This is a genomic window from Streptomyces sp. NPDC054813 (assembly GCF_053611365.1).
The window spans coordinates 129,996-152,891 of the sequence record NZ_JBSHAF010000003.1 but is presented as its reverse complement, the minus strand read 5'-3'; the positions used below and the strand labels follow the sequence as shown (position 1 = coordinate 152,891).

Genomic DNA, 22,896 nt, shown 5'->3' with positions numbered 1-22,896 from the left:
GGTGGGTCGTCGTACCTGTGAGAGAACCCGCAGTCCGTTTGATTACGCCGGAAACGCAAGCGAGTTGAGTGACATGTGTCACTTTCCGATGGTCCTGAAACTTTGCTTGAAAGTTTCGCCATCCACAGTGACAAACCTTTTCCCCGCCCCGCGCCGGCAACTGAAGCGTTCCGCCATGCACGACGGTTCCTCTGTGGAGAACCCGCCCGTTGAAGACCCGGCCCCGGCGGATCCGGCACCGGCCGACCCGCCCGTCACCACCGACCCGCAACCGGACCCCACCCAACCCGGCGACGGAGATTGTGTGCCGCCGAGCCACGACGGGGATCGGCACGGGCACCCCCGGCGGTGACCGTGTCGTCCGGTCAGCCGACCTCGTTCTCGGCCGTCGCCTCGCCGTGTACGACGATGGCGCCGCCGTAGAACATGCCCGTGAAGACCGGTTCATAGGTCAACTGGACCTCGACCTGGACCTGCTGGGCGTCGGCGGCGACGCAGTGCGTGCCGGCGATGTCGGCGCCGGACATGTCCATCTCGCGGGCGAAAGTCTTCACCCGGGCGTCGCAGTCCTGGAAGTTGATCGGCGCGGTGCCCTGGTTCTCGTACAGCGCCTCCTTGTCGATGTCCTGCGCCGCGTACCGGGCCGCCTGTTCCGCGATGTCGGCGGCGCGTTCGCGCTTGGAGATGGACAGGCCGCCGTCGATGACGAACGCGGAGAGGGAGAGGAAGACCAGGGCGAAGATGATGACGGCCCCGGCGCCCGAGCCCCGGTCGTCCAGGCGGAGCCGGCGCGCGGCCCACCAGGTGCGCAGCAGCGCGATGCTCATGCTCACGCCGACCTCCGGAGCGGGTCCAGCGGCGAGGAGAAGCTCGCGGTGAGGGTCGTGGGGATGTCCAGGCCCAGCATGGCCAGGCCCCGCACCTCGCAGCTCACCTCGACGGTGAAGATGGTGTCGGGCGCGAAGCCCGCGCTGGTCTGGACGACGGAGACCGGGCCGGAGCAGACGTCCGACAGGTCGGCCTCGGCGGCCTTGCGGGCCTCCGACATGGCCGTGGCGTGGTCCTTCTGGATGGACCCGGCGCGGGCCGCGTCGCGCGCGGCGCCGTCGATCGCGCCCCGCCCGTCGACGAGTTGGCCGAAGGCGACCAGGACGAGGATGAACAGGATCATGACCGGCGCGAGGATGACGACCTCGATGGTCGACAGCCCCCGGTCGTCCAGGGCTTTTTCCCTTACGGAGGACATCTAGTTCGTATCCTCCACGAACCGCTCCACCGGTCCCGACGACTGCGCGTGCACCGTCAGATCCAGGCCCGGGAACACCGTCGGGATGCGGGCCGAGATCTCGACACCGACCGTGTTCTGTTCCGGCTGGAGCATCTTCACGTCGGGCGACAGGACGAGCTGCGGCCCGAGTTGGCTGATGTAGGAGTCGACCACGTCCTGTGCCTTGCCGCGCCAGGCGCCGGGCTCCGCGTCGGCAGTGGCACGTGCCTTGCGGGCGCCGGCCTGGGCCGCCGCCTGGGCCACGTGGTCGGCGAAGAAGTACAGCGCGAACTGCACGGTCGCGAAGATCATGAAGAAGAGGACGGGGGTGAGCAGCACGAACTCGATCGCGGTCATTCCCGAGTCGCCGCGCGCGGCCGCCGCCCGGCGGCGTACCCAGCCGCACGGGCCTTTGCTCACGCCCTCAGACATCCCCGTCACCCCCGTCGCCCCGTTGCCGTACGTCCGCTCAGCAGGTCTTGCTCGCGTTGGCGCCCTTGATGCAGTCGCCGACCTTGTTGGCGCCGTCGCTGAGCGCGGCGTTGATGATGGCGGCCACGACGCCGACGATCGCCACGACGACCGCGGAGATGATGACCCACTCGACGGCGGAGGCGCCGCGGTCGAGTTCGCCGGAGCGGGCGCGCTGCACCCGGCCCTGGAGGAAGGTGACCAGGAAGTCCATTGCCGGGATCCCGGTGCTGAAGTTCCGTCCGTTCATGGTGTGTTGTCCTCTCGAAACAGCAGTTGGCGAAGGTTCACGCAAGAGCTCAGACCTGGAACACCCGCATCGCCGCCGGGAAGATCAGGAAAACCAGGAAGCCGGCGCACAGCAGCAGCTGGGCGACGAGCATCGACTGGGACTTCTCGCCCGCGCTGCCCTCGATCTCGGCGAGTTCGCGGTGCCGCATGGTCTCGGCGCGGGAGGCGAGGGACTCGCGGACCTTGGCACCGTCGTCCGCGACCAGGGCCAGTGAGGCCGACAGGTCCTTCAGTTCCTCGACGCCGAGTTCCTCGCCGAGTGCGCCGAGCGCCTGCCACTGGCTGACGCCGGTGATCCTGGCGTCGGAGAGGGCGTTGCGGATGCGCTGGTTGGCCCAGCCGTCGGAGATCTCGGCGGCCGCCATCAGGGCCTCCGGGAGGCCCCGGCCACCGGCGAGGCTCATCGACACCAGGTCGAGGTACGCCCCGATCACCCGCCTGAGGTCCCGGCGCTTGTCGGCGGCGTCCCGTCGTACCTCGAGGTCGGGCAGGAAGAAGAACAGGGCCGCGCAGGCCAGGGACAGCCAGACCGGGATGACCGGGCTGTGCCCGAAGCCCAGCGTGTAGACGACGGCGAACAGGAACGGGCCGAAGATCAGGCCGGTGGCCGCGAGCAGCACCTTGGTCGCGAGGAACTTCTCCCAGCTGCGTTCCAGGACGGCGAGGTCGGCGCGGAGCGAGCGCTGCTCCCAGCCCTGCTGCCGGTAGAAGTCGGCGACCCGTTCGCCGACTTCGGCGCGCAGGGAGCCGAAACGGCCGGTGTCCTGCGTCTGACGCGCGGACTCGTAAGCCGCGCCGCGTGCTCGCATCGCGTCGATCCGGGCGACCTGGGCGACCGCGCTGCGCTTGGACGGCATCAGGGCACGGATCAGGGCGTAGACGCCCAGGCCGAGGACCACGCCGACGACGATCGGCATCGTGAGGCTCATCGGCGGGCCCCTTCCTCGGTGGGGAGCTGCTGCTGGCCGGGGGCGCCCGGCGTGTCGGGAGACGTGCGGGGCGGTCGTACGAACTGCACGGAGGACTGGTCGCGGACCAGGAACCGCTCCGGGGTCTCGATGGTGGAGAGCTTGCGCAGCCACCAGAAGCCGAGCGCGAACAGGGCGCAGACCAGGGCGAGGACGAGCTGGCCGACGGCGGTGCCGTACGGCGAGACGAAGTCGCGGTTGAAGACGGCGAGGCCGAGGACGAACGCCACCGACACGGCGACGACGATCTGCACCGACCGCCGGGTGGACGCGCGTTGGGCCATCACGCGCTGGCGCATGTCGACCTCCTCGCGCGACGACTTGGCCAGGGCGCCCAGCACTTGGCGCAGACCGGGGCCGCGGAGGCGGGCGTTGAGGATGAGCGCCGCGACGATGATGTCGGCCGAGGCGTCGTTGATCTCGTCGGCGAGGTGCTGGAGCGCGTCCGGGAGCGGGGTGCGGGAGCGCAGCCGGTCGACGAGGGCGTCGAGGTGCGGCCGCAGGATCGGCGCCGAGGCCCGCGCGGAGGCCGGGATGGCCTGCTCCAGGCCGACCGCGCCGGCGATGGTGTCGCGCAGCGACTCGGTCCAGGAGGCGAGGGCCTCCACGCGCTTCATCGCGGCGCGTTCCTCGGCGGCGCCGCCGAACAGCTTGTCCCAGAAGAAGACCAGGACGCCGGCGGCGATGCCGGCCACCGCCCAGCGGGTCATCAGCAGGACGGCGAGCCCGATGATGGCCGCAAGGGAGCCGCGCTGGCCGGCGAACCGGATCAGCTCGGCGGCCCGTTCGTTGGCCTTCTGCTTCTCGTGGTCGGGCTTGGCGGGCAGGCCGCGGATCGCCAGGATCAGCAGCGCGAGTCCGCCGCCGCCGGCGATACCGCAGCCGAGCGCGTAGAGGACCTCGGTGGAGAAGAGTCCGCCCATGGAGCCCAGGGAATTCAGGTTCATGTCAGATCACCCCCAGGCCCCGTGCGGCTGGTAGCCGTAGGCCATCAGGTCCTCCAGGCAGGCTATGGGCGCATGCGGTACGACCCGGCCGTCGGGGGCCTCCGCGAACACCTCGCTGGACAGCACCCGGCCGTCGACGCCGTTGACCTCGCGGACCGAGGTGACCATGCGCTGGAGGCGGCCGCCGGTCTGGTAGTTGTTGCGCCGCTGGATGAAGACGACGAAGTTCACCGCGCCCGCGATCAGCATCTGGCTGGCCTCGATGGGCAGTCGCTCGGAGGCCTGGAGCGCGTAGGTCGAGATACGGTTGAAGACTTCGCTGGAGCTGTTGGCGTGGATCGTGGAGAGAGATCCGTCGTTGCCCTGCGACATCGCGTTGAGCATGGTGACGATCTCGTCGCCGAGGACCTCACCGACGATGACCCGGGAGGGGTTCATACGGAGCGAACGGCGGACCAGTTCGGCCATGGAAATGGTGCCCTGGCCCTCGGAGTTGGGCAGCCGTTCCTCGAACGCGACGACGTTCGGGTGCAGGTCGTGGAAGGTGTCGAGCCCCAGCTCCAGCGCGCGTTCGACGGTGATGAGCCGCTCGTGCGGCGGGATCTCGTTGGCGAGCGCGCGCAGCAGGGTCGTCTTGCCGGCGTTCGTCGCGCCCGCGATCATGATGTTCTTGCGGGCGCGGACCGCGCAGGCCATGAAGTGCGCGACCTCGGGCGTCACCGTGCCGTTGCCGACCAGGTCGGAGATGAAGACCTTGCCCATGCGGGCGCGGCGGATGGACAGCGCGGGCCGCCGGGTGACGTCCATGACGGCCGAGAGCCGGGAGCCGTCGGGCAGCCGCAGGTCGAGCTGCGGGTTGGCGGAGTCGAAGGGCCGGGAGGAGAGACCCGAGTAGGCGCCGAGCACCTGGATGAGCTCGACGAGTTCCTCGTCGGTCTCGGCGACGGGATCCCCCTTCGCCTCCCGCCCGTCGCTGTACCCCACGTACACCTGGTCGCACCCGTTGATGTCGATGTTCTCGACCTCGGGGTCGTCGAGCAGCGGCTGAAGGCGGCCGACGCCGAAGAGCGCCGCGTGCACGGCGGCCGCGTACTGCTCCTCGGTCTCCGCGTCCAGCGGGGTGCGCCCGGCGTTGATGTCCGCGCGGGCGTACTCCTCCAGGATCTGGGCTATGACCGCGCGGGCGTACTGCCGTTCGTCCTCGTTGGACATCGGCGTGACGCCGGACGTCTGGTCCTGGCGGCGCTGCTCGGCGATACGGTCGCCGGCGTCCTGCCGGAACCGCTTGACCAACTGGTGGTCGACAGCGGTCATCGGCCGGCCCCCGCATGGGGCGCCTGCGTCGGTACGGACCAGGCGGCGCCGTACTGCTGGTGGAGGTCGGCGGTGACCTTGCGGGCCGAGCGGATGAGCAGCGACTTGTCGAGCCGCCCGCGCTTGCGGCCGGCCAACTGGTCGGCGCCCGTGGGGTCGTCGGCGATCGTGCCGACCACTCGGGCCCCGGTCTGGGCGTGTACGAGCATGTCGTTGACCTGGTTGACCAGCTTGCCGGAGCTCGACGGGTCGGCCACCAGGACCACCCCGATCAGCGGGGTGGCGAGCGCGGCGGCGCCGCGCGGACCGCCGTGCAGCTTCTGCGCGAGGGCGGCGGCACGGTCCCGGACCCGGGCGAGCGCCTCCGGCTCGGTCCGCGAGACCAGCAGCACGAGCGCCGCGTGCGGGAACAGCTCGACGGCCGGGGTGTCGCCGCTGACCCGGCCGCAGTCGGCGATGACGTCGGCGGGCGCGTTCGGGGAGTCGGCGAGGGAGGCGAAGGCGTGCCCGAGGGTGGGCCACAGCCCGGCGAGCCCGGCGGCCTGCTCGGCGATGCCCAGCCCGACGAGCACCTCCAGGCCGCCGCTCAACGGCTGCACGTGATCCCAGAGTTGGTCGGGAACCAGCCCGCGCCGGGCGGTGGCCGCTATGGAGAGCATGCCGGTGTTGGGGTTGAGCGGTCCGCCGTGCGCGGCGGCACTGCGGTAGACCAGGTCGCCGCCGGCCGGGTCGGCCTCGGCGAGCAGGACCCGACGCGGCCAGACCGCGGCCAGCGCGACGGCCGCGGTGGTGACGCCGGGGGAACCCTTGTCGGCGGCGATTGCGATGAGCGCCATGGGGTGGGGCCGCCTTCTAGTTGCCGGTGCCGGGTACGAGGACTAGGGCGACCTCGCCGTTGGAGGCGGCGTCGGCCAGATCGGCGGCCTTGTCGCTGTCGACGGTGAGCGTGACGGCGTAGTTGGTGCTGGCGGTGAAGTCCGAGCTGCCCTTGGCCTCCGGCACGGCGCTGACCCTGGCGTCGCCGACGATCAGCGAGTCGGTGCCGTTGGCGGAGGAAGAACTGCCGGCGGTCGAGGAGCCGGTGACACGGTAGGCGGCGACGGTGTCGCCGACCTCGATACCGGTCGGGTACTGACCCTCCTTGAGGGCCAGGCCGACGGTGGACTTGCCGGCGGGAAGCTTGCTGCCGCTGCCGAACATCTCACCGACGGCGACGGCACCGGCCGGGATGGTGCTGAGGGCCTTCAGCTTCTTCAGGCCCTCCAGCTGGGACCACCTGACGTAGTGGATGCTGGGGTCGTCGGCGACCATGACGGAGGTCACGTTGCTGCCGGTCACGGAAGACCCGGCCGGGATCTCCTGCGTGATCTTTATGACCTCGACCCGCTTGCCGGCCTGCAGCACGAGCGTCGTAGCCCCCAGCGCACCCAGCAGAATCAGCAGCACCGCGAGCGCCGCCAGCGCGGGCTTGCGCTCACGCGGCGCGGCGGGAAGCCGGTCACCGGCCGAAGGCTGAGCCGGACCGGCGGAACGACCGGCGCCCGCCCCCGTACGCTCTTGGATCTTCACGCAACCGCTCCCCGTTACAGCCAAGAAAAATTGTCTGCCCAAAACTCTGTCAACGCCGTAAAAGCGGACACTCGACACCAACCACCCGATCCGGCCGATTACTCGGCGGCGAGGCGAGTGTCAAGCGATCGCACCGTATCAGCCGCACATAAGCCCCTCAAGGCGCGCTCGGACACCTTGACCTCAATGGAATCCACGTTGCGATCTGCAACGCCGGGGACCTGCGCGGCGGTTGGGAGTAGGGGGACTCCGAGGCGGTCCGAACTGTGCGCCGGCGAATCCCGATCGCCTCTGCCGCACACCGCCCTCCCGCACTCCCCTCACTCGACGGCCATGAGGTTTGCACGATTCGGTCACGTGTGCCCGCGCGCGAGGACGCTCGGCCGCCGAGAGCACGAACCGCACTTTTCGCCGCCGCCGGACGCCGAAGGCGGTAACTGCTGTCGCTGACACAGCGGTTGCCGGAACGCAACCCTCAGTAGAATCACTCCGCCGGGCGAAGGTTCGCTGCCGTGAACGACGAGTGTGAGGACGCCGGACCGTGATCGAGCCGCCGTACCGCTGGCACTGGAAGCCCCCGGAGGGGGAAGAGCTCGTGGCCCGTGCCAGGGTTTCCTTCGCCACGGGTGCCGCTCCCCGGGTGCTGGGGCGGCGATGGTTCCGGGACCCGGAACGACGGGACATCCAGGTTGAGTTGACGGGATGGCCGGGGGGACCGTCGTATCGTCCGCGCTCCTGGTTCGAACGCGTCCTCTGGGACGGCGCGGTGGCCGTGATCACCGTCCTGCTCACCCTTGTCGTGGGACTCCTCGGCGGCAGCACGGGCGAACCGGACGGCGGTCTCGGCAGGAGTGACGACCCGGAGAACGAGGAGAAGGACTTCCCGGTGCTGTGGGCGGCGCCCGGCGCGCTCGCTCGTACCCTCCCCTGGCGCCTGGACCCGGACCGGCGGCCCCGCACGGACGTCACGGAACTGGTCCTCACCGACCGCCGTCTCCTGGTCGTCGGCGGCCTGACGGACCCCCGGGAGCCGTGGGAGGACGTGCTCTGGGAGACGGACCTGGGCCTGGTGGCCGCGGTCGAGCGGCGTCCGTACTCCGTCGGCGGGCGTGACTTCCGGGTCGTGTTCGAGGACGGCTCCTGGTGCCGTCTGACGTCCTTGGAGGGCGAGGACCTGGTCTGCGGCCTGGCGACGGCCGTCGGCAGCGAGGTGCGCTGACGGTGGGCGGATCCGCCAAGCCCCGGCGTCCGAGGGCCGCGCCCGCTGCCCTGCGCTACCGGCAGACCGGCCGGAAGGCCGGCAGGAAGAAGGGCGACGCCCTGTTCGGCTGCCTGGGATTCCTGGTGGTCGCGGGCGTGACGGTCCTGCTGGCGCTGATCGACATGGTGTGGGGCGACGGGGTCTGGCGGTGGGCGGCGCGGAACTGGCCGGGCGGGGCGTACGCCTTCGCGGTGTGTCTGGGGATCGCCGCGCCGGTTCTGTTCGCCCTCGCCGTCTGGTCGGCGGACGGCGCGGGTCCCACCTCCTGGAAGACCCGTCCGGGCCGGGCGGCGGCCCGCACCGCCCTGGCCCTCCTGGCCGCGGGCGCGCTCGTGCCCTTCCTGTCCCTGGCCTTCAACGCGGTGGACGACGGCAAGGGCAAGCACCGCACCGGACCGCCGAGTTGGGTGTTCTCCCACTACCCGTGGCTGTGGGCGCTGGGCATCGCCTCGACGCTGGCCGCGGCGGTGGGTGTGGTGTGGACTCTGGTGCTCCTGATCCGGCGGAGCGACGCGGCTAGGACGTGACCCGGATGGTCGCCGCCAGTTCGTCGGTCAGCTCGTACAGGGTGTCCGTGTGGGCCAGCGCCCGCCAGGACGTGAGCAGGACGAGCCCCCATGTCTCGTCGGCCCGGATGCCGTACGCGCACGTCTCCATGACCGTCCCCAGCCCGTCCCGGCCGACGTCCTGGACGTACGCGTGCCGGACCCGCACCGCCGGGCCCGCGGGAAGGGTACGGAGCTCGGCCTCGGGCGGGCGATAGGAGACCGGGGTGGGGGCGGCGAGGTAGCGCCGGAGCAGGTCGACGCTCATGGTCGGGTACGTGTCGTCGGCGACCAGCGCGGACAGCTCGATCCGGGCGAGTTCACCGAGGCGCGGCTCGGGGACGTACGACAGCGCCGTGATCGGGCCGCGCTCGCGGGAGTCGGCGGCTGCCTCGCGGAGTTCGGCGGCGAGGGCCCGGCGGAGCCGGGGTTCGCCGTCGTCCGGACCGACGCGGCGGGTGGCCGCCTCCGCGGCCCATGCGTCCAGGTCGACGCTCGCCACCCGCACCGGCAGGGACACGGCGTCCTCGGGCACCCTCATGCGCACCGTGGACGCAGCGAACTCGGGCATCAGGCCATCCATTGAAGAGTGCGGGCGACGGCGTCGAAGAGGCCGACCAGGGCGTCGGCCAGCGGCTCCATCGGCGTGGAGAAGGAGAGCAGCAGCCGCTGGTCGCTGTGCGGGACGGCGAGATGGACGTCCAGGTGCGTGACGGCGAGTTTGTTGCCGTCGGGGTCGTCGGCGGCCGGGCGGCGCAGATAGCGGTGGCGTACGACGGGGCCGGCGGGGAGGTCGACGAGGGTGACGTCCTCCGTCTCCGCGGTCGCGCGCAGGGCGAGGGAGCGGGCGACGTCCCCGAGGTCGCCGGCCAAGGTGCCGGGAGCCGGCCGCAGCACGGTGACGACCAGGCTGGCGGAGACCGGGACCTGGCCGAGGATGCGATTCATGACGTACATCTCGACACCGCCGTTGGCGTGCGCCGCCTCGGCCTGCTCCCGCATCCGCTCCGCGAGCGCGGCCTCCAGCTGCGGACCGGCCTTCGTACGCCGTAGGCCGCGCTTGACCAGCTTGTCGATACGGTGCGCCCACCGCTCGGGATCGAGCACGATCCGCTCCCACCCCTCGGGAACGGCGAGGCGGTAGTCGGAGGGGGGTGCGGACACGTCCATGTTCACCCCGGCCGTACTGGCCGTACTGGCGGCACCGCCCGTGCTGGCTGCGCTGGCAGAACCAGCCGCACTGGCTGTACTGGGCGCGCCGGCCGCACCGGGCGTCTCGCCGTTCATCCCACCGTCCCGATGGCCTGGTCGTACCTCTTGCGCCGCCCCATGACCACGACCGTCACCGGCGCCAGCACGAGCACCGCAGCGGCGCCCAGGCAGACGTAGCCCTCGAGGACACCGCCGATGTCGGACTTGGTGCCGAGGGAGGGCTTGTAGTGACCTGCCGGGTCGATGACGGCCGTGGTCGTCCGCCCGACTCGGTCGGCACAGTTCTCCTTGTTGTCGATCACCTCGTGGACGGACCCGTCCCGCAACCGGACCCGGCAGTACGTCTCACGGGTCCCGTGCGTCCATTGATGGGTCGGCGCGGCGATGGTGACCGTCTGTTCCACCCCGCGCAGCTGCAAATACCAGGCGTTGGCGAAGTACGAGCCGACCAGGACCAGTACGAGATAGGCGGCCGCGGTGACATACCGGGCGACGGGGGCCCCACGGGAGTCCCGGGTCTTGAAGGCCACCCAGAACACCAACAACCCGAGCAACAGGCCGACGAACGCCGCCGCCTTGCCGATGAACAGGCTGGAGAGCAGGCAGACGGCGACCGAGGCGGCCGCCACCAGGAACAGCCGGGCCCACGGCCACACCGGCGTCCCGCCGCCGTACCCGATCCGCGCCGGCCGGCCCTTGGAGGTGGGCTCCGAGAACTCCGCGAGGATGGTGCGTACCCGCCGCATGCCGTCCGGGCCGGCCGCGATACGGCGCAGCTCCGGCAGCCCCATGCTCACCTCTTCCAACGCCCGCTGCCATTTCTCCGGCAGTTCCGCGAACAGTTCGTCGACGGACCGCTCGTCCTCGCTCGCCACGTGATCCTTGCTCTCTCCGCTCTGGGGTACCGGACGGCCGACCGGGTCAGCCGCTGGTGCTCCAGTGCCAGTTGTAGAACGGTGTTCCGCCGGCCCCGATGCCCGGAATCTCCTTCGCCCCCTGAAGGAAGTTCGGCCCGGTGGCCCACGGCTCGTTAGAATGCGTGTGTGCCAGGTTCGACCAGCCGGCCAGCAGCGGCAGCACCTGGCTGCCGTAGTAGAGGGCCTTGGCCTGACCCGCCATGCTCTTGAAGGAGGAGTCCGCGACCTCCGACAGCTTCGGCGCCGATTCCGCGAAGGCCTTGCCCGCCGCGTGCACTGCGGGGGCATCGCGGATGTCGGTCGCGAACGCCTTGAGATTCAGCGACTCCTTGACCACCGAGCGCATCCGCGGCAGGAGTCTCGTGGGCCCTTCGGACAGCGCCTTGCCGATCTCGCCGGGCTTGACCCCGTTGAGCGTCTCGGCGAGTTCGCGGGCCGCCGTCGGATTCAGCCCGATCTCCCGCGCCAGCTGGAGGTCCTTGACCGCGGAGGCGCCCCGGGCGGCCGTGGCCGCCTCCCTGGCCGTCGTCCCCAGGACCCGTCCGGCGCCGAAGGACAGCACCCCGACGGCGTCGATGGCGACGTCCAGCCATGTGCCCTTGCCGTCCAGTGCCGAGATGGTGTCGCAGACCAGGGCGACGACCGAGGCGATGAGCGCCAGCGCGCCGAGCACCTCGCCAAGGACCGGCACCCAGCTGAGGGCGAGGGCCAGCACGCCCAGAACCGCCGCGGCCACCCCCGCCCAGTGCCCGATGTCGGCGACCCAGTCCTTCCAGTTGTCCCACCAGTGGTGCTTGGGGTCCTTCAGCCCGTCGTGGTCGATGGCGTCCCGTATCGCCTTGGCGGCGTACCCGGCCTGGGTGTCCCGGTAGTCGAGCGCGGCCCGGAGCTCCCGCTTCGCGGCGTCCAGATCCCCGTCCGAGGCTTCTTTCTGCCGCTTCAGCTTCTGCTTGTCGGGATGGCTGTCGTTACTCGACGGATGCTGATCGATCTGCTTCTGGTAGTTACTGCTGTCGGTATCGGCGGCGGCGGCCTTCTTCAGCGCCGCACGGACCCGGTTCTGGGCGTGGTTGAGGGCGGTGGCCCAGTTCTCCCGGACGGTGTCGGCGATCGGCTCGTACGGCACGGAAGATCCAAGGGCCGCACCCGCCGCCGCGTACCGCTGATGTGACTGACCGAGCAGCTTGACGGTGTCCCCGGTCTTCTTGGTGAACTCCCTGCCCGCGTCGGAGTCCCACCCGTTCCCGTCGACGAGGTTGTTCAGCTTGCCGGCCTGCTCCTCGATCAGCTTGGCGGTGTCGGAGATCCGCTTGCCGAGCCGGGCCACCTCGTACGGATCCCCCGGCGTGAATTCCTTGTCGTCGTACCGAGCCGTCTGCCAGTCGACGCCGGAGAAGTCGTGATCGCTCACTTGTCCCCCGACTGGGCCTTGAGCAACGCGTCGGCGAGATGCTGATCGACCCCGTCGTAGGCCTTGGCCGCCTCGCCCGCGGTCTTCCCGAGAAACTCCAGCCCGTCGCAGAGCTGCTTGCGCTTCTTCTTCCAGTCGTCGGCGAAGTCGTCGAGCGCGCCGGCCACATCACCGGACCCGATCTCGGAGCCGTACGAGTCGACGAGATCCTTCGCATGTTCAAAGTTGGACTTCAACTTCGCGACAGACCGGCTGATCTCCCGCAACTCGCTTGTGGACACCTTGACGTGATCCGCCACCACTAACCCCCGTGAACGCCTGACTACCCGTCCGCCCCGCAGGACACAGACGGCCACGGTCACTGTGTGTCCAGGGTTTTCGGGGTCACAACCAATGGACCGCAAAGGGAGCTCAAAGGAGGGGTGTCGCCCGGCTGGCCGCATCGACCCCCACACCAAATCCACCCGGGCTTCACAGTGACCACGCAAGTCGGTCGCCGGAGGTGTGGAGCCGTCGCGCCTGCCGGCGCGACATACCTCTACTTTGCGCCATTCAACCGGTAAATGCCCCCACCGCAGCAGCAGCGCGCTGGCAATCCCGTGGCCCCAACGCTGGCGGCTTGGTCGTACCGGACGATGAAGAGGACCGCGAAAGCGCCCAGGGCGGGCGACGCCGAACGCGGGGAGCGGACTATGGGCGTAACCACGGGGCGTCGAAGGAGTTCACGGTCCTAACCGCTCACGCCGCCGAACCGACACCGACCGCCCGTCCCTGACCGACGCACTCCAACCCCTCGACTCCACCGACCGCCGCTCCCGCCTCACCCTGCGCGACTACAAGGTCGGCGCGCAGGGTGAGGTGAGCGAGGCAGTACGCGCCGCCATACCCGCCGGGCGCCTGCCCGAGATGCAAGTCACCGCAATAGCGAATCGGAGCTCACACCCCGCGGCGCCCCGGACACAGCGCACCAACGCGTCTGAGATCGAAGCCCGTTCAGGCACGATCAGGACACGGGTCACACCTCCGCGCACCCCATGCGCCCAGAATTGTCACCACTGGCAGGCGAGTTCGCTGTGGCGAAATCGGGAATCTCCCCGATAGCGTCGGGTCTCTTGAATGGACTTTTTTCTCACGGGGAGTTCACTGTGAAGCGCCGTACCTTGCCTGCCGCTGCCGCGCTGGCGGCAACCGCAGCACTGCTGTTGACCGCCTGCGGCAGTGGGGACGACAAAGCCGGCGACAACGACGAGATCGCCGGGGCCGACCGGGGCACGAAGACGCCGACGGCTTCGGCATCCGCTTCGGGAGCACCGGCAGAGGACAAGCCGGACGGCGTGGACGTGTCCCTGCCCAAGGACATGGACCTGACCATGGTCTTCGACCGGGACAAGCCGAAGGACAAGAACGAGGCGGCGGCGATGGAGGATGCCGCGAACTTCCTCCGCGCCATCTACCGGGGCATCGACAAGCGCACGACCAAGGACGCGGCCGTGACCACGTACGCCACCGGTGACGGGCTCCACTACGCGCAGGTGCAGATCAACTCTTGGATCAAGGGCGGCTGGACGGCGACCGGCACGGAGCGCCACTACGACGTCAGCACCCGGTCGACCACGAACGGCCAGGCCGTGGAGGTGGCGTTCTGTGTGGACTCAAGCAAGTTCTATGGCAAGGAGATCAAGACGGGGAAGGTCCTGAAGACCAAACCCAGTCTCGCGGACTTCGACTACTTCAAGATCGTCATGGCCAAGTTCCCCACAACCGATGACCTGTGGCAGGCGTCCAAGGTGTACGTCCAGACCAAGGCGGCGAAGTGTCAGTGAAGGGAGACGCGGGCAAAACGCCGCCCTTCGGAATCAGGTACCTGCACTCCTCCGGCGGCAGCGTCTTCAGGCTCCGGGCGACGATCACCTGGACGGGCACCGGTGGCGCGGGCGGAGACCTGCCCGACGGTACCTTCGGAACCACAGAGGACGTCACCATCCAGGAAATCCAGGCCGTCAACCGATGATCAAGCGTGGGTGGCCTGCATTACTCGGGCTGCCCACGGCCCATGGAACCGGATCCAGGAGTGGCGCTGATAGCGTCAGAGCCGGTGTTTTCCGAGGCATTCACGTGCCTCGGACGGGGTCTCCGAAGGAACACAAGCACCTCACCGGGAAGGACCAGTAGATGACCGACCATGTGCCCGAGACGGCCTTCGCAGATCCGGCGACCGTCCGTGCTTGGCGGAAGGAACGCCGCCGTTCGCTCATGACCCTGGTCCTCTGGATATTCTGCTTTCTGGGCTGTGCGGCACTCTTGACCGACGCGGAGGACTGGGTGGGTAAACCCCTCGCAATCGCCTTCTGCGCCGCGGTCGTCGTTGTGATCGTGGTGGGGATCGGTCTCGCCTCCCTGCGCTGGGAACACCTCGGCAAGATGAGAGCCGTACTGAAGGCATACCCCTGGCAGCACTGCCCTCCGCTCGAGAAATCCCCTGCCGACATCGAGTACTTCCGTCTCCCTGATCCGGATGAACCACACAAGAACATCCAAGTGGCCTTCCGGCGATACGGCACGGGCAAGTCTTGGCGGCGCGACGTGGAGGAAGCCAGGTCGGCGGGCTTCACGTTCGCGGGTGATCCACGGTACGCCTGCGTGGTCGCATTGTCTGGCCATCGAAGACTATTGGCTGTGCGCCCCCAGCACGTGCACCTCGAAAGGGACGGCACCAGGCCGCGCAAAGTGAGCGAAACAGCCTGGCGACGTGCGCAGGAAGCCGGCATCACCGCTCCACCGTCCGAAGAGGAACAACGGCGCAAGCTGCTCTACGCAGTGTGGAGAGCCTTCCGAAACAGGCCCTCGTCACGATAAGACACCATCTGGCACAGCTACCAGCGTAAGCGAGGCATCATGCCGGAATTTCACTTCACCATGATCGACGGGCAGGACGACATCAAAGACGGGCTTGCCTTCGGTCACCTCGAGGTCCGAGGGCCGAATGGGCAAGCCTCCTCGCGGAGTCGCGACAAAGACGGCGGCCTGGGCATCCAAGTATTCGCGGTGCTGCCCGACCTGCTGGACGGTCTGGGCACCCTACTCCGCCGCGGCCGGGGCACCTTCAACTTCACGGACCCCGTGTTTTCACTGAAGTTCAAGCTTGACAAGCACGGGACACTGACAATTTCGCACCGCCGGACCGTGATTGACGAGGCTGCACCAGAGGCTGTGGCCAAGGCAGTCTGGTCGGCTGCGCAAGAATTCACGGACAGGTATCTCGACCACATCACGGAGGCGACGGATTTCACGGAGCTCTCGGACAGCGGGGAGATTCAGAACATCAATATCCGCCCGCGAGTCGAAGCCGCAATGGCACGCTTCCAGAACACACTGAGTGATCTCAAGAGCTGAGGGCTGCCTTGGCCGGCAGGATGCCCGGCTTGTATCCAAGACCTCCGCCACCGCCACTAACGGTATCCATGAAGACACCACTGGTATCGAAATCGGCGCCGAACAAAGCCGTGTTGACAGTAGCCCGGGTCAAGCTGGTCACAAAGCCCTGAGCCGCACCGACCGTACTCGTGCCCAACACGCTCTTGCCATTCAGCGCCATGTTGAGTTTACCGAACTGCTTTCGGTCCATGTTGAACAGGCCGCTGCGATAGAGCTTGCCGGGCAGGCTGGACAACCCCTTACTCACCAGCGTGCCCGTCCCAGCTCCGACGACGTTGCCCGTGAGGTTCTGCAGGGCATTCTTCTGCACCTCGCTCCAACCGCCGTTCAAGACGTCTTTGAGCGTCGTCTTCAGCTCGCCCTTGGCAAACGCGAAGCCGACCTGGCGGAAACCCTTGAGGTCCTCGCCCATACGCCACATCTTGACCAGCCGGGCGAAGGCGATCTCCGCCTTCCTGACCTTCAGCGCCATCCTGAACCCGGACATGAACTTGCCTGCCTTCGCCAGCATGGCGACCTTGCCGACCAGCGGGATGCAGTCCAACGCAGCGAATAGGAGATCACCCCAGCCTGCTTTGCCTTGGGAGAATTGGACGATGGTGTCCGCCAGCACGATCAGAGCTGCCGCCAGAACGAACCACACCAGCGGACCGCCGACGAAGAGTAGCAAGATCCCGGCGACGGCCACGAAGATCTTGGCGAAGAATACGAGCCCCTTCCAGGCCTCCCCGAGCCAGTCCCCGACCTTCTCGTACCACTTCTTGTTGTGGATCCCGGCGTCGGAGGCGTCATGGATGTCGTGGACGAGTTTCGTCGCGGCCTTGTCCTGGTCCTTGCCCGCGTTCTCCGCTTTGGTCTTCAGCTCCGCCAACTGCGCGTTCAAGCTGTCGACCTGGCCCTGCGCCGCCTTCTGGTGATCGTTGGCGTGCTGGGCGTCACGGGTTGCCTTGCGGACCTTCTCCGGCTCGGGTGCGGGCGTGTTACCGCTGGGGTTGTTCAGCTTGTCCTGCGCGGACTTGGCTGTGTTCGCCGCAGTGGTGGCACTGGCCAGCCGTGACTGCGCGCGGGAGAGGTCACCGCGCAGTGTCCGGGCCTTGACGAGTGCGTGGTCCGCCGTTGTCTGGGCGTGTTCCAGCTTCCCGGCGTAGGTCACCAAGGCGCCCGAAACCATCTCGTACGAGTCGTGCAGCTTCTGCAACTGGCCGGGCAGTTTCCCGATCTGCTCCTTGAACGCCTCCATGGCCTTGCCGGCCGACTCCTTGAGGACGGAGTCCTTCGAGGCGGAGCGGATTCCCCTGAGCACCGTGGCAACGTCTTCGACGAAGGTCTTGTACCGCTGGCCCTGGAGTTTGACCTCGTGCGGATCGCCGGGCGTCGGGTCGTCGTGCAGGTCGAGGTTGTGCCAGTCGGCGGGGCGGACCATTGGGCTCAGCTCTCCGTGTCGAGGTCGGCGCGGTAGACGAAGCGGAAGGTGCTGGTGATGAGGCCGAAGAGCTCCAGCATCGGCTCGACCAGGGCCAGTTGGGGTGTGCTGGCGCTGATGACGGCGACCTTCGGGTTGCCGCCCGGGAAGGGGATGAGGGTCTGCATCATCACCGCGCGATAGCTGCGGTTGTCGTCGGGGATCTCGATGTCCTCGATGCCTTCGGTGCGCGCGGCCTGGCCGGCGTCCGGCAGCTCCACGAGGCGCACGCGACGCCACGGATCGGTCGGCCGGCGGCCGGGGGCGATCGGCGTCAGGACGCCCATGAGCGTGTCGAGTCCCGTGACGGCGATCTCGCCGGTGGTCTCGTTCACCGCCGCGCTCACGCTGACCGTGAGGCTGGCCACCATCGGCTCGTCGTCGACGATCTCGCACATCGATCCGGAGTAGACGACGTTGTTCTTCCAGGCCTCGCGGGCCACCTTCTTCAGGGTCCTGACCAGATCGGCCTGGTGCGCGGCCAGCTCCGGCCGCTGCTTGACCCGCTCCGCCACCACCTCACGGATCGAGCGGTTCACCGTGGCGGGGTGGACGTCGAACTCGTACCAGGTACTGGGGACCTGGATGTTGATGCCGATGACGTCCCCGGGGGCAGCTCCTGCGAAGGGGTCCTCAGCGGTGGGCTCATCAGCGAGGGGGGCCTCAGCTTCCACCCTTGCCCTCCTTCTCGTGCTTTCGGACGGCGTTCCGGAGATCGGTGTCGAGCTTCGTCACCTTGTCGACGATCTCCTGCGCCATCTTCGCCACGCTCTCGAGGCCGACGTCGATCTCCTTGCGGCCGTCCTTCCAGCCGTGCATGAAGTCTTCCATCGCGTCGAAGGCCGCGCTCGAGCCCAGCTCTCCGTTGCCCAGTTTCCGGTCGACCTGGCCGGTGTCGTCCATGCGCTGTTTGATCGACCGTAGTTGACCCGCAAGGTCGTCGAGCCCGGCGAGGCTCAGGGCCAGATCACTCTTGGACATGTTCGCTATCCCCCAATAGCCCGAATCGTTCCCTCGTCGCACAAGTCGCTTTCGCAATGGAGCCGTCAGAGCCTACTGCCCTTCTCCGACCCGATCACCAGCAATCGCTTCTTTGCAGCCGGCACGTTACAAGCGGATGCTGTGTCCATCCGCGACCTCCCAGCAGGCCGGGCATGCAACGCGGAGGCACGGAACTCGGGCGACGAAGGAGTGCGAACACTCCCGATCACCCAGCCCCGGCCGGTTCGTCTTGGTAAGGCCCCGGCTCCGACGACACCGTCAGCCACCTCGAACAATCCTTTACCTCTTACAGCTTCCACCTGGACGCACCGCGCCGCAGGAAGCCTGTTGGTGCGATGACCGACCGCTCCTCACGCCGACGTGAACCACCCGCCGCCGAGGCGGCGATCAGCCCCTGACCTCCTTGGCCTGCCGGTCGTCAAGCTGCTCGTATGCCTCCTCGGCCTTATTTCAAGAAGTCCGAGAGACCGTGCAGCCCTTGATCAGGTCACCCGTGTAGGGTCCACGCCTCTGCCCGTGCCCATTCCGGCATCTCTCCCGTTGTGTTGCGGCCGCTCCTGACCCGGCCGCCCCGCGGGGCGGACCAGTCATGCCGTGTCCGGTTCACAACACATTGCCCCCGTTGGCAAGGAAGTTCGCGCTGGCGAATCGAGAACCCCACAGATAGCGTTTGTGCCCTTGACGAACTTCTGTCTCACGGGGGATTCCATTGTGAAGCGGCGCCCATTTCCTGTCGCTGCCGCGCTCATCGTCACCACGTCAGCGCGGTTGACCGCCTGCGGGAACGACGGCGACGGATCTGCGCTCCTCCCGTGACGGCACGTTCAAGCTTCGGACGACGATCAGAAAGATCTCCTGTACAGGGTCCGGGAGCGCCGGCTGTGACCTGCCCGACGGCTCCTCCGGGACCACGCAGGAGATCACCGTCCAGGAAATCCAAGCCGTCAACCGCTGATCACAACCGGGCGACACACGGAGCTACCTGCCCGCCGCCCTACGGAAGAGACCGGAATCCGACATGAGTGACCTACGCCTCGAAGACACTATCTTCCAGGACCTGAAGAAGACCTTCTCGTCCATCAGCGACCGCATGGAAACGACCCGCCGCACGCTCCGCAGCGCGGACGCCTCGGCTGTCGGCGAGAGGCAACTCATCGATGACGTGCAGGACTTCGCCGACGACTGGAGCTACGGCATCAAGCAGCTCGGCAAGCACACCCACGGCGCCGTGAAGATGATCAACAAGATCGGGGAGAGCTTCGGCAAGCTCGACCTGGACTTGGCCGAGTCCCTCAAGGCCCCGAAGCAGAAGGGCAAATGACGTGGCTGGGCAACGGCCTGCCTTCCCCCACATAGGCTGGGACCCCACGCCGGGAAGCGTGGAGGACACCCGGGACCTCGCCAAGCAGCTGGGCAAGCTGGCCGGTGAACTGGGGACGGCGCTGTACGAGCTGGAGCGCATCGAGTGCGGGGCCTGGAAGGGCAAGACCGCGGTCGCGTTCACCGAGTACATCGGCAAGGACGTCACCCCGCTCGTCCGCAAGAGCTACGACTCCTTCGACAAGGCCTCCCGCGCGCTCCACCGCTGGGCCGCCGACCTTCAGGACTTCCAGGACCGGGCGGACCGGCTGGAGAAGAGCGCCGGGGAGAAACTCGACGCGAAGGCCGAGGCCGAGGGCAAGGCCGGCGGCAAGGGCAGCGACGAACTCGCCAAAGCCTCCAGCGCTGTGAACGGCCTCATCCAGAAGGTCCACGAACTGGAAGAGGAATACCACCGAGCCGCCCGCCAGATCAGCAAGGAGCTGGACAAGGCCGGCAACATCGCTCCGGACGAACCCGGCTTCTGGGACAAGCTCGGAAAGGGCATCGAGAACGCCTGGGACGCCACCGGCGACTGGATCAAGGATCATGCCGATCTGATCAAACTGGTCGGTGACCTACTGGGTGACCTGAGCGGCATTCTGACAGTACTGGCGATCGTCACCGCGCCGTTCGAGCCCCTCGGCGCGATCTTCGCCGTCGCGGCCGTGGTCAGCAGCGGACTGGCACTCGCCACCCATCTCGTGGCGAAAGCGGCCGGCGCGGACGTTGGCTGGACGAGCATCGGACTCGACGCGCTGGGGGCGATCCCGGGCATCGGGGCCTTCAGCAAGGGCGTCAAGGTCGCCGACGAGGCCACCGCCGTCGGCCGTGCGGCCAAGCTCGGCCGCGGCTTCGAGGGGATGGGGACCACCGGCCGGAACATCATCGGCGTGGGTGAGCGGGTCGCCGGCGCCAAGAGCTTCAATGTGTTCGGTAAGACGGTCGGTCTGTGGGGCACCAAGGCCGGAGGGCTCATCAAGGCGGAGGGCATCATGAACCGGATGAGTCTTGTCGCCGAGAAGAACATCCGTAGCGGGCAGTGGCTCGGCACCCGTGGCATCCCGGGACTGAAGAAGATCGATTCCATGAGCGTGCTGGGACGGGGCATCGACTCGGCCATCAAGATCGCACCGAAGGCGTTCTCGATCCCGTCGCACATCGGTGATCTGGGGGACCGTTTCCACGACTCCGCCAAGGCACACTGAGAGGACATAAGGCTGTGGACTGGTATCCGGCCCCCGGGGAAACTCCGCGCATGCGTGTCGAGGTCGCCTTCGCGACCGGCATCGCACCCCCCGTCGCAGGACAGCGCTCATTCCGTGACACCGAGCGGCAAGACATCGAAGCTGGGCTCGGCTGGCCGCCCGGTCCCGGTTTCGCCCCTCGGGGCAAGCCCGAGCGAGCCGGCGTACGAGCCCTGGACATCGCGTTGCTCGGTATCCCGCGCCTGCTCAACATCGTTGCGAACGCCGGCGCCGCCAGTGGCACCCTGTTCGGGGAGCCGACCGGTGTGGGCGAACCCCAGGAGCCGGAGAACGAGGTGAGCGACTTCCCTGTCATGTGGGCGGCTCCCGACAGCACTGCCCGTACGCTCCCTTGGCAGCTCGACCCTGCTCGTCGGTCCAAGAAGTACCGGACCGAGCTGGTGCTCACCGATCGGCGACTGCTCGTCCTGGGGGGGAACGCCTCCGCCGAACCGGCCCCCGCCGACGAACTGTGGGTGACGGCGCGTGATTCTGTCGCCGACATCGAGCGAATGCCTTACTCGGAAGGCCAGTCCGACGTCAGAGTCCGCTTCACTGACGGATCGTGGACGCGTTGGAAGGTCCAAGAGGCGGCCAAGCTCTTGGGACGGTTCCACGACGACCGGCTGCCGGTGTCGGAGGACGAGCTCACACCGCCGCAGCACGAGCGGCTCACGACGCTGGTCGCATCCCCTCCCCTGCATGTCTCGCGATCGATCGGCAGGGTGCTGCCGATCACTGAACCACCGTCTCTGGAACGCTTCTCCGACGGCACCGTGATGGTCGAACTACGCATCCCCGTCTCCAACGGCACGGTCCGGACCGTCACTCGCTATCTGTCCCCGGATGGTTCGGACGACATTTCGAAGGACCGCCTCCCGTGATGAACCCGACCCAGCTGACAGTGACCGCGGCCGAACAGCGCATCCCACCGATGACGTTCGTCGCCCCGGACGGCTTCCATGCCCTGCCCGTGGACATCTCCGGCGAAGAGCGCTCGGGGGCCGTGACGGGGTTCGTCCGCGACCTATATCCCGGTGGCGACGACGTCCTGTGGCAGTCGACCGCCCCCTTCTACGAACTGGTCACAGAGGCCATGGCCTCAGCAGGGCTCGCCTACTCGGCCTTCGGTATCTTCGCCCTAGGCGCCGACGGGGTGGCGCACTGCTCCTTCAGCATCGCCGCGTACGCCTCCGACCACCCCGACCCGGACACCGCCGCGCAGGGCATCCTGGCCATCCTCAGCTCCGACGCGACGAATGACGCCCGCTGGCTCGACCTGCCCTGCGGTCCGTCGGTGGTCTGCATCACGGTACGGGAACTCACGCTCAGCCCCGAGGTCACCGCGACCGGCGAGCAGACCACCCTCCACACGGGCCAAGTCCAGGTCCACATCCCTTTTCCAGAGGACCCCTACACGGCTGTCCTCACCCTGGACACCGCCGCCCTCGACCACTGGGACGAGTTCTGCAACATGATGACGGCCATCCTGCAGACCGTCTCCTTCACCTACCCTGCGGACGACGCGGGAGGCCCAGACCATGAGCCGCCGAGTACAGAATCCGCCCGAATATGAACAAGACGAGCGCAGCCTGCCGCGTACAACGCCAACTCGATCGTCGTCGGGTCCGGCGATTTGAGGGCGGCAGACGCTGAGGAGACCACCACGGCCCGGCGGCGGGGCCCACCAATCTTGAGCGGATCGCGGAAGTTCGAACCGCCTTCCTTGCGAAGGCGAGGTGGATGACCCGGGCCATTGCCACTCCATGCGTTTCCGGTCACCCGATTTGCTGGTTCGACACTGCGAGGTACATGACGGCGACGCAGGCGACGCTGCGGTGGGAGCCCTCCGGCCACCGGCGGTGCCCCTGTGTGCGCTCCAGGGCAGCGGCCTGCGTGGAACGGCGGCGAACCTACGGACGGTGTCATTCTCCTCTCCTGAAAATGACACGTACTCAGCAGGACAAGGCGACGGAGGAGTCGACGGACCAGCCTTAGGGAACTGAGCCTCATGGCCTGGTAGGTCCTGTGCCGGCGTCCTGAGAAGAAGCGGTTCGGCCGGCGGGCGGCTACCGCCGAGTAGCCGAAGCGGCGCAAAGACAGTTGAAGAGGGGGGGCGGCCCAAACCGCCCGCCCCTAGAAAATTTGGTTTTGGGGCCACCGGGGTGTGAGGGTTTGTTATTTTTTAGTCAGTAGATAACCAGTGGCGCCCCGGGTG

Annotated in this window: 27 protein-coding genes; 10 read left to right on the top strand and 17 right to left on the bottom strand. The window is 68.0% G+C overall.

What is annotated here, in order from left to right; genetic code table 11:
• Nucleotides 1–365 precede the first annotated feature (365 nt).
• The 9 genes from ACWGJB_RS06775 to ACWGJB_RS06735 are packed head-to-tail and all read right to left on the bottom strand — an operon-like array spanning nt 366 to nt 6,827.
• The gene (locus ACWGJB_RS06775; RefSeq protein WP_453379460.1) at nt 366–827 is read right to left on the bottom strand and encodes a TadE/TadG family type IV pilus assembly protein; all 462 of its coding nucleotides are present in this window, start codon (nt 825–827) and stop codon (nt 366–368) included.
• Nucleotides 828–829: 2 nt separating this feature from the next.
• On the bottom strand, nt 830–1,246 hold the full coding sequence (locus ACWGJB_RS06770; RefSeq protein ID WP_453379180.1) for a TadE/TadG family type IV pilus assembly protein: 417 nt from the start codon (nt 1,244–1,246) through the stop codon (nt 830–832).
• Complete coding sequence (locus ACWGJB_RS06765; RefSeq protein ID WP_453379179.1) at nt 1,247–1,699, bottom strand: TadE family protein; 453 nt, start codon at nt 1,697–1,699, stop codon at nt 1,247–1,249.
• A 37-nt stretch (nt 1,700–1,736) separates the two neighbouring features.
• Nucleotides 1,737–1,988, bottom strand: coding sequence for a hypothetical protein (locus tag ACWGJB_RS06760; RefSeq protein WP_450753976.1), 252 nt, complete (start codon nt 1,986–1,988; stop codon nt 1,737–1,739).
• Between the two features lie 49 nt (nt 1,989–2,037).
• A complete protein-coding gene (locus ACWGJB_RS06755) occupies nt 2,038–2,958 on the bottom strand; it encodes a type II secretion system F family protein (protein WP_453379178.1) in 921 nt (306 codons plus the stop codon).
• Nucleotides 2,955–3,944 carry a type II secretion system F family protein gene (locus tag ACWGJB_RS06750; protein WP_453379177.1) on the bottom strand — a complete coding sequence of 330 codons (990 nt, stop codon included), beginning with the start codon at nt 3,942–3,944 and terminating at the stop codon, nt 2,955–2,957. The genes ACWGJB_RS06755 and ACWGJB_RS06750 overlap by 4 nt, the downstream gene beginning before the upstream one ends.
• A 6-nt stretch (nt 3,945–3,950) precedes the next feature.
• A complete protein-coding gene (locus ACWGJB_RS06745) occupies nt 3,951–5,258 on the bottom strand; it encodes a CpaF family protein (protein ID WP_453379176.1) in 1,308 nt (435 codons plus the stop codon).
• Nucleotides 5,255–6,094: a hypothetical protein gene (locus ACWGJB_RS06740; protein WP_453379175.1), complete on the bottom strand. Its 840-nt coding sequence runs from the start codon at nt 6,092–6,094 to the stop codon at nt 5,255–5,257. The genes ACWGJB_RS06745 and ACWGJB_RS06740 overlap by 4 nt, the downstream gene beginning before the upstream one ends.
• A gap of 16 nt (nt 6,095–6,110) precedes the next feature.
• The gene (locus tag ACWGJB_RS06735) at nt 6,111–6,827 is read right to left on the bottom strand and encodes a hypothetical protein (RefSeq protein WP_453379174.1); all 717 of its coding nucleotides are present in this window, start codon (nt 6,825–6,827) and stop codon (nt 6,111–6,113) included.
• Between the two features lie 541 nt (nt 6,828–7,368).
• On the opposite strand from ACWGJB_RS06735, the gene ACWGJB_RS06730 reads away from it, so the two are divergent.
• Entirely contained in the window at nt 7,369–8,046 is a 678-nt protein-coding gene (locus ACWGJB_RS06730) for a hypothetical protein (protein WP_453379173.1), read from the top strand.
• A gap of 2 nt (nt 8,047–8,048) precedes the next feature.
• Nucleotides 8,049–8,615 (top strand): hypothetical protein, encoded by a 567-nt coding sequence (locus ACWGJB_RS06725; RefSeq protein ID WP_453379172.1) that lies wholly within the window; start codon nt 8,049–8,051, stop codon nt 8,613–8,615.
• Here ACWGJB_RS06725 and ACWGJB_RS06720 read toward each other — a convergent pair.
• The 5 genes from ACWGJB_RS06720 to ACWGJB_RS06700 all read right to left on the bottom strand — a co-directional run bounded on the left by ACWGJB_RS06720 (nt 8,605) and on the right by ACWGJB_RS06700 (nt 12,472).
• Nucleotides 8,605–9,204 (bottom strand): hypothetical protein, encoded by a 600-nt coding sequence (locus ACWGJB_RS06720; RefSeq protein WP_453379171.1) that lies wholly within the window; start codon nt 9,202–9,204, stop codon nt 8,605–8,607. The genes ACWGJB_RS06725 and ACWGJB_RS06720 overlap by 11 nt on opposite strands.
• The gene (locus tag ACWGJB_RS06715) at nt 9,204–9,797 is read right to left on the bottom strand and encodes a hypothetical protein (protein ID WP_453379170.1); all 594 of its coding nucleotides are present in this window, start codon (nt 9,795–9,797) and stop codon (nt 9,204–9,206) included. The genes ACWGJB_RS06720 and ACWGJB_RS06715 overlap by 1 nt, the downstream gene beginning before the upstream one ends.
• A 119-nt stretch (nt 9,798–9,916) precedes the next feature.
• Nucleotides 9,917–10,720, bottom strand: a complete 804-nt coding sequence (locus tag ACWGJB_RS06710) for a hypothetical protein (RefSeq protein WP_453379169.1) — start codon at nt 10,718–10,720, stop codon at nt 9,917–9,919.
• Nucleotides 10,721–10,766: 46 nt separating this feature from the next.
• The gene (locus ACWGJB_RS06705) at nt 10,767–12,173 is read right to left on the bottom strand and encodes a hypothetical protein (protein WP_453379168.1); all 1,407 of its coding nucleotides are present in this window, start codon (nt 12,171–12,173) and stop codon (nt 10,767–10,769) included.
• Nucleotides 12,170–12,472, bottom strand: a complete 303-nt coding sequence (locus tag ACWGJB_RS06700; protein WP_453379167.1) for a WXG100 family type VII secretion target — start codon at nt 12,470–12,472, stop codon at nt 12,170–12,172. The genes ACWGJB_RS06705 and ACWGJB_RS06700 overlap by 4 nt, the downstream gene beginning before the upstream one ends.
• An 846-nt stretch (nt 12,473–13,318) precedes the next feature.
• Between ACWGJB_RS06700 and ACWGJB_RS06695 the strand changes: the two genes are divergently transcribed.
• The 4 genes from ACWGJB_RS06695 (at nt 13,319) to ACWGJB_RS06680 (ending at nt 15,566) form a co-directional block, all read left to right on the top strand.
• Nucleotides 13,319–13,996: a hypothetical protein gene (locus ACWGJB_RS06695; RefSeq protein WP_453379166.1), complete on the top strand. Its 678-nt coding sequence runs from the start codon at nt 13,319–13,321 to the stop codon at nt 13,994–13,996.
• Nucleotides 13,987–14,184: a hypothetical protein gene (locus tag ACWGJB_RS06690; protein WP_453379165.1), complete on the top strand. Its 198-nt coding sequence runs from the start codon at nt 13,987–13,989 to the stop codon at nt 14,182–14,184. The genes ACWGJB_RS06695 and ACWGJB_RS06690 overlap by 10 nt, the downstream gene beginning before the upstream one ends.
• 161 nt (nt 14,185–14,345) lie before the next feature.
• Nucleotides 14,346–15,029, top strand: coding sequence for a hypothetical protein (locus tag ACWGJB_RS06685; protein WP_453379164.1), 684 nt, complete (start codon nt 14,346–14,348; stop codon nt 15,027–15,029).
• Nucleotides 15,030–15,068: 39 nt separating this feature from the next.
• Nucleotides 15,069–15,566: a hypothetical protein gene (locus ACWGJB_RS06680; RefSeq protein ID WP_453379163.1), complete on the top strand. Its 498-nt coding sequence runs from the start codon at nt 15,069–15,071 to the stop codon at nt 15,564–15,566.
• Here the strand turns inward: ACWGJB_RS06680 and ACWGJB_RS06675 are convergent.
• From ACWGJB_RS06675 to ACWGJB_RS06665, 3 genes are read right to left on the bottom strand one after another with little or no spacing between them, the layout of a single operon-like run.
• The gene (locus ACWGJB_RS06675) at nt 15,556–17,031 is read right to left on the bottom strand and encodes a putative T7SS-secreted protein (protein ID WP_453379162.1); all 1,476 of its coding nucleotides are present in this window, start codon (nt 17,029–17,031) and stop codon (nt 15,556–15,558) included. The genes ACWGJB_RS06680 and ACWGJB_RS06675 overlap by 11 nt on opposite strands.
• A gap of 5 nt (nt 17,032–17,036) precedes the next feature.
• Nucleotides 17,037–17,744, bottom strand: coding sequence for a hypothetical protein (locus ACWGJB_RS06670; protein ID WP_453379161.1), 708 nt, complete (start codon nt 17,742–17,744; stop codon nt 17,037–17,039).
• On the bottom strand, nt 17,734–18,051 hold the full coding sequence (locus tag ACWGJB_RS06665; protein WP_453379160.1) for a hypothetical protein: 318 nt from the start codon (nt 18,049–18,051) through the stop codon (nt 17,734–17,736). Before ACWGJB_RS06665 ends, ACWGJB_RS06670 begins: the two co-directional genes overlap by 11 nt.
• 1,039 nt (nt 18,052–19,090) lie before the next feature.
• Here ACWGJB_RS06665 and ACWGJB_RS06660 point away from each other — a divergent pair.
• The 4 genes from ACWGJB_RS06660 (at nt 19,091) to ACWGJB_RS06645 (ending at nt 22,254) form a co-directional block, all read left to right on the top strand.
• Nucleotides 19,091–19,393 (top strand): hypothetical protein, encoded by a 303-nt coding sequence (locus tag ACWGJB_RS06660; RefSeq protein ID WP_453379159.1) that lies wholly within the window; start codon nt 19,091–19,093, stop codon nt 19,391–19,393.
• Between the two features lie 58 nt (nt 19,394–19,451).
• Nucleotides 19,452–20,639: an enoyl-CoA hydratase/isomerase family protein gene (locus tag ACWGJB_RS06655; RefSeq protein WP_453379158.1), complete on the top strand. Its 1,188-nt coding sequence runs from the start codon at nt 19,452–19,454 to the stop codon at nt 20,637–20,639.
• A gap of 224 nt (nt 20,640–20,863) precedes the next feature.
• Complete coding sequence (locus tag ACWGJB_RS06650; RefSeq protein ID WP_453379157.1) at nt 20,864–21,562, top strand: hypothetical protein; 699 nt, start codon at nt 20,864–20,866, stop codon at nt 21,560–21,562.
• Nucleotides 21,562–22,254, top strand: coding sequence for a hypothetical protein (locus tag ACWGJB_RS06645; RefSeq protein WP_453379459.1), 693 nt, complete (start codon nt 21,562–21,564; stop codon nt 22,252–22,254). Before ACWGJB_RS06650 ends, ACWGJB_RS06645 begins: the two co-directional genes overlap by 1 nt.
• Nucleotides 22,255–22,896: the final 642 nt, after the last annotated feature.

What these genes read in the sequence shown, in the direction of transcription:
- ACWGJB_RS06775 (WP_453379460.1), bottom strand. Translation starts at nt 827, where the DNA reads ATGAGCATCGCGCTGCTGCGCACCTGGTGGGCCGCGCGCCGGCTCCGC.
- ACWGJB_RS06770 (WP_453379180.1), bottom strand. Translation starts at nt 1,246, where the DNA reads ATGTCCTCCGTAAGGGAAAAAGCCCTGGACGACCGGGGGCTGTCGACC.
- ACWGJB_RS06765 (WP_453379179.1), bottom strand. Translation starts at nt 1,699, where the DNA reads ATGTCTGAGGGCGTGAGCAAAGGCCCGTGCGGCTGGGTACGCCGCCGG.
- ACWGJB_RS06760 (WP_450753976.1), bottom strand. Translation starts at nt 1,988, where the DNA reads ATGAACGGACGGAACTTCAGCACCGGGATCCCGGCAATGGACTTCCTG.
- ACWGJB_RS06755 (WP_453379178.1), bottom strand. Translation starts at nt 2,958, where the DNA reads ATGAGCCTCACGATGCCGATCGTCGTCGGCGTGGTCCTCGGCCTGGGC.
- ACWGJB_RS06750 (WP_453379177.1), bottom strand. Translation starts at nt 3,944, where the DNA reads ATGAACCTGAATTCCCTGGGCTCCATGGGCGGACTCTTCTCCACCGAG.
- ACWGJB_RS06745 (WP_453379176.1), bottom strand. Translation starts at nt 5,258, where the DNA reads ATGACCGCTGTCGACCACCAGTTGGTCAAGCGGTTCCGGCAGGACGCC.
- ACWGJB_RS06740 (WP_453379175.1), bottom strand. Translation starts at nt 6,094, where the DNA reads ATGGCGCTCATCGCAATCGCCGCCGACAAGGGTTCCCCCGGCGTCACC.
- ACWGJB_RS06720 (WP_453379171.1), bottom strand. Translation starts at nt 9,204, where the DNA reads ATGCCCGAGTTCGCTGCGTCCACGGTGCGCATGAGGGTGCCCGAGGAC.
- ACWGJB_RS06685 (WP_453379164.1), top strand. Translation starts at nt 14,346, where the DNA reads ATGACCGACCATGTGCCCGAGACGGCCTTCGCAGATCCGGCGACCGTC.
- ACWGJB_RS06680 (WP_453379163.1), top strand. Translation starts at nt 15,069, where the DNA reads ATGCCGGAATTTCACTTCACCATGATCGACGGGCAGGACGACATCAAA.
- ACWGJB_RS06675 (WP_453379162.1), bottom strand. Translation starts at nt 17,031, where the DNA reads ATGGTCCGCCCCGCCGACTGGCACAACCTCGACCTGCACGACGACCCG.
- ACWGJB_RS06665 (WP_453379160.1), bottom strand. Translation starts at nt 18,051, where the DNA reads ATGTCCAAGAGTGATCTGGCCCTGAGCCTCGCCGGGCTCGACGACCTT.
- ACWGJB_RS06660 (WP_453379159.1), top strand. Translation starts at nt 19,091, where the DNA reads ATGAGTGACCTACGCCTCGAAGACACTATCTTCCAGGACCTGAAGAAG.
- ACWGJB_RS06645 (WP_453379459.1), top strand. Translation starts at nt 21,562, where the DNA reads ATGAACCCGACCCAGCTGACAGTGACCGCGGCCGAACAGCGCATCCCA.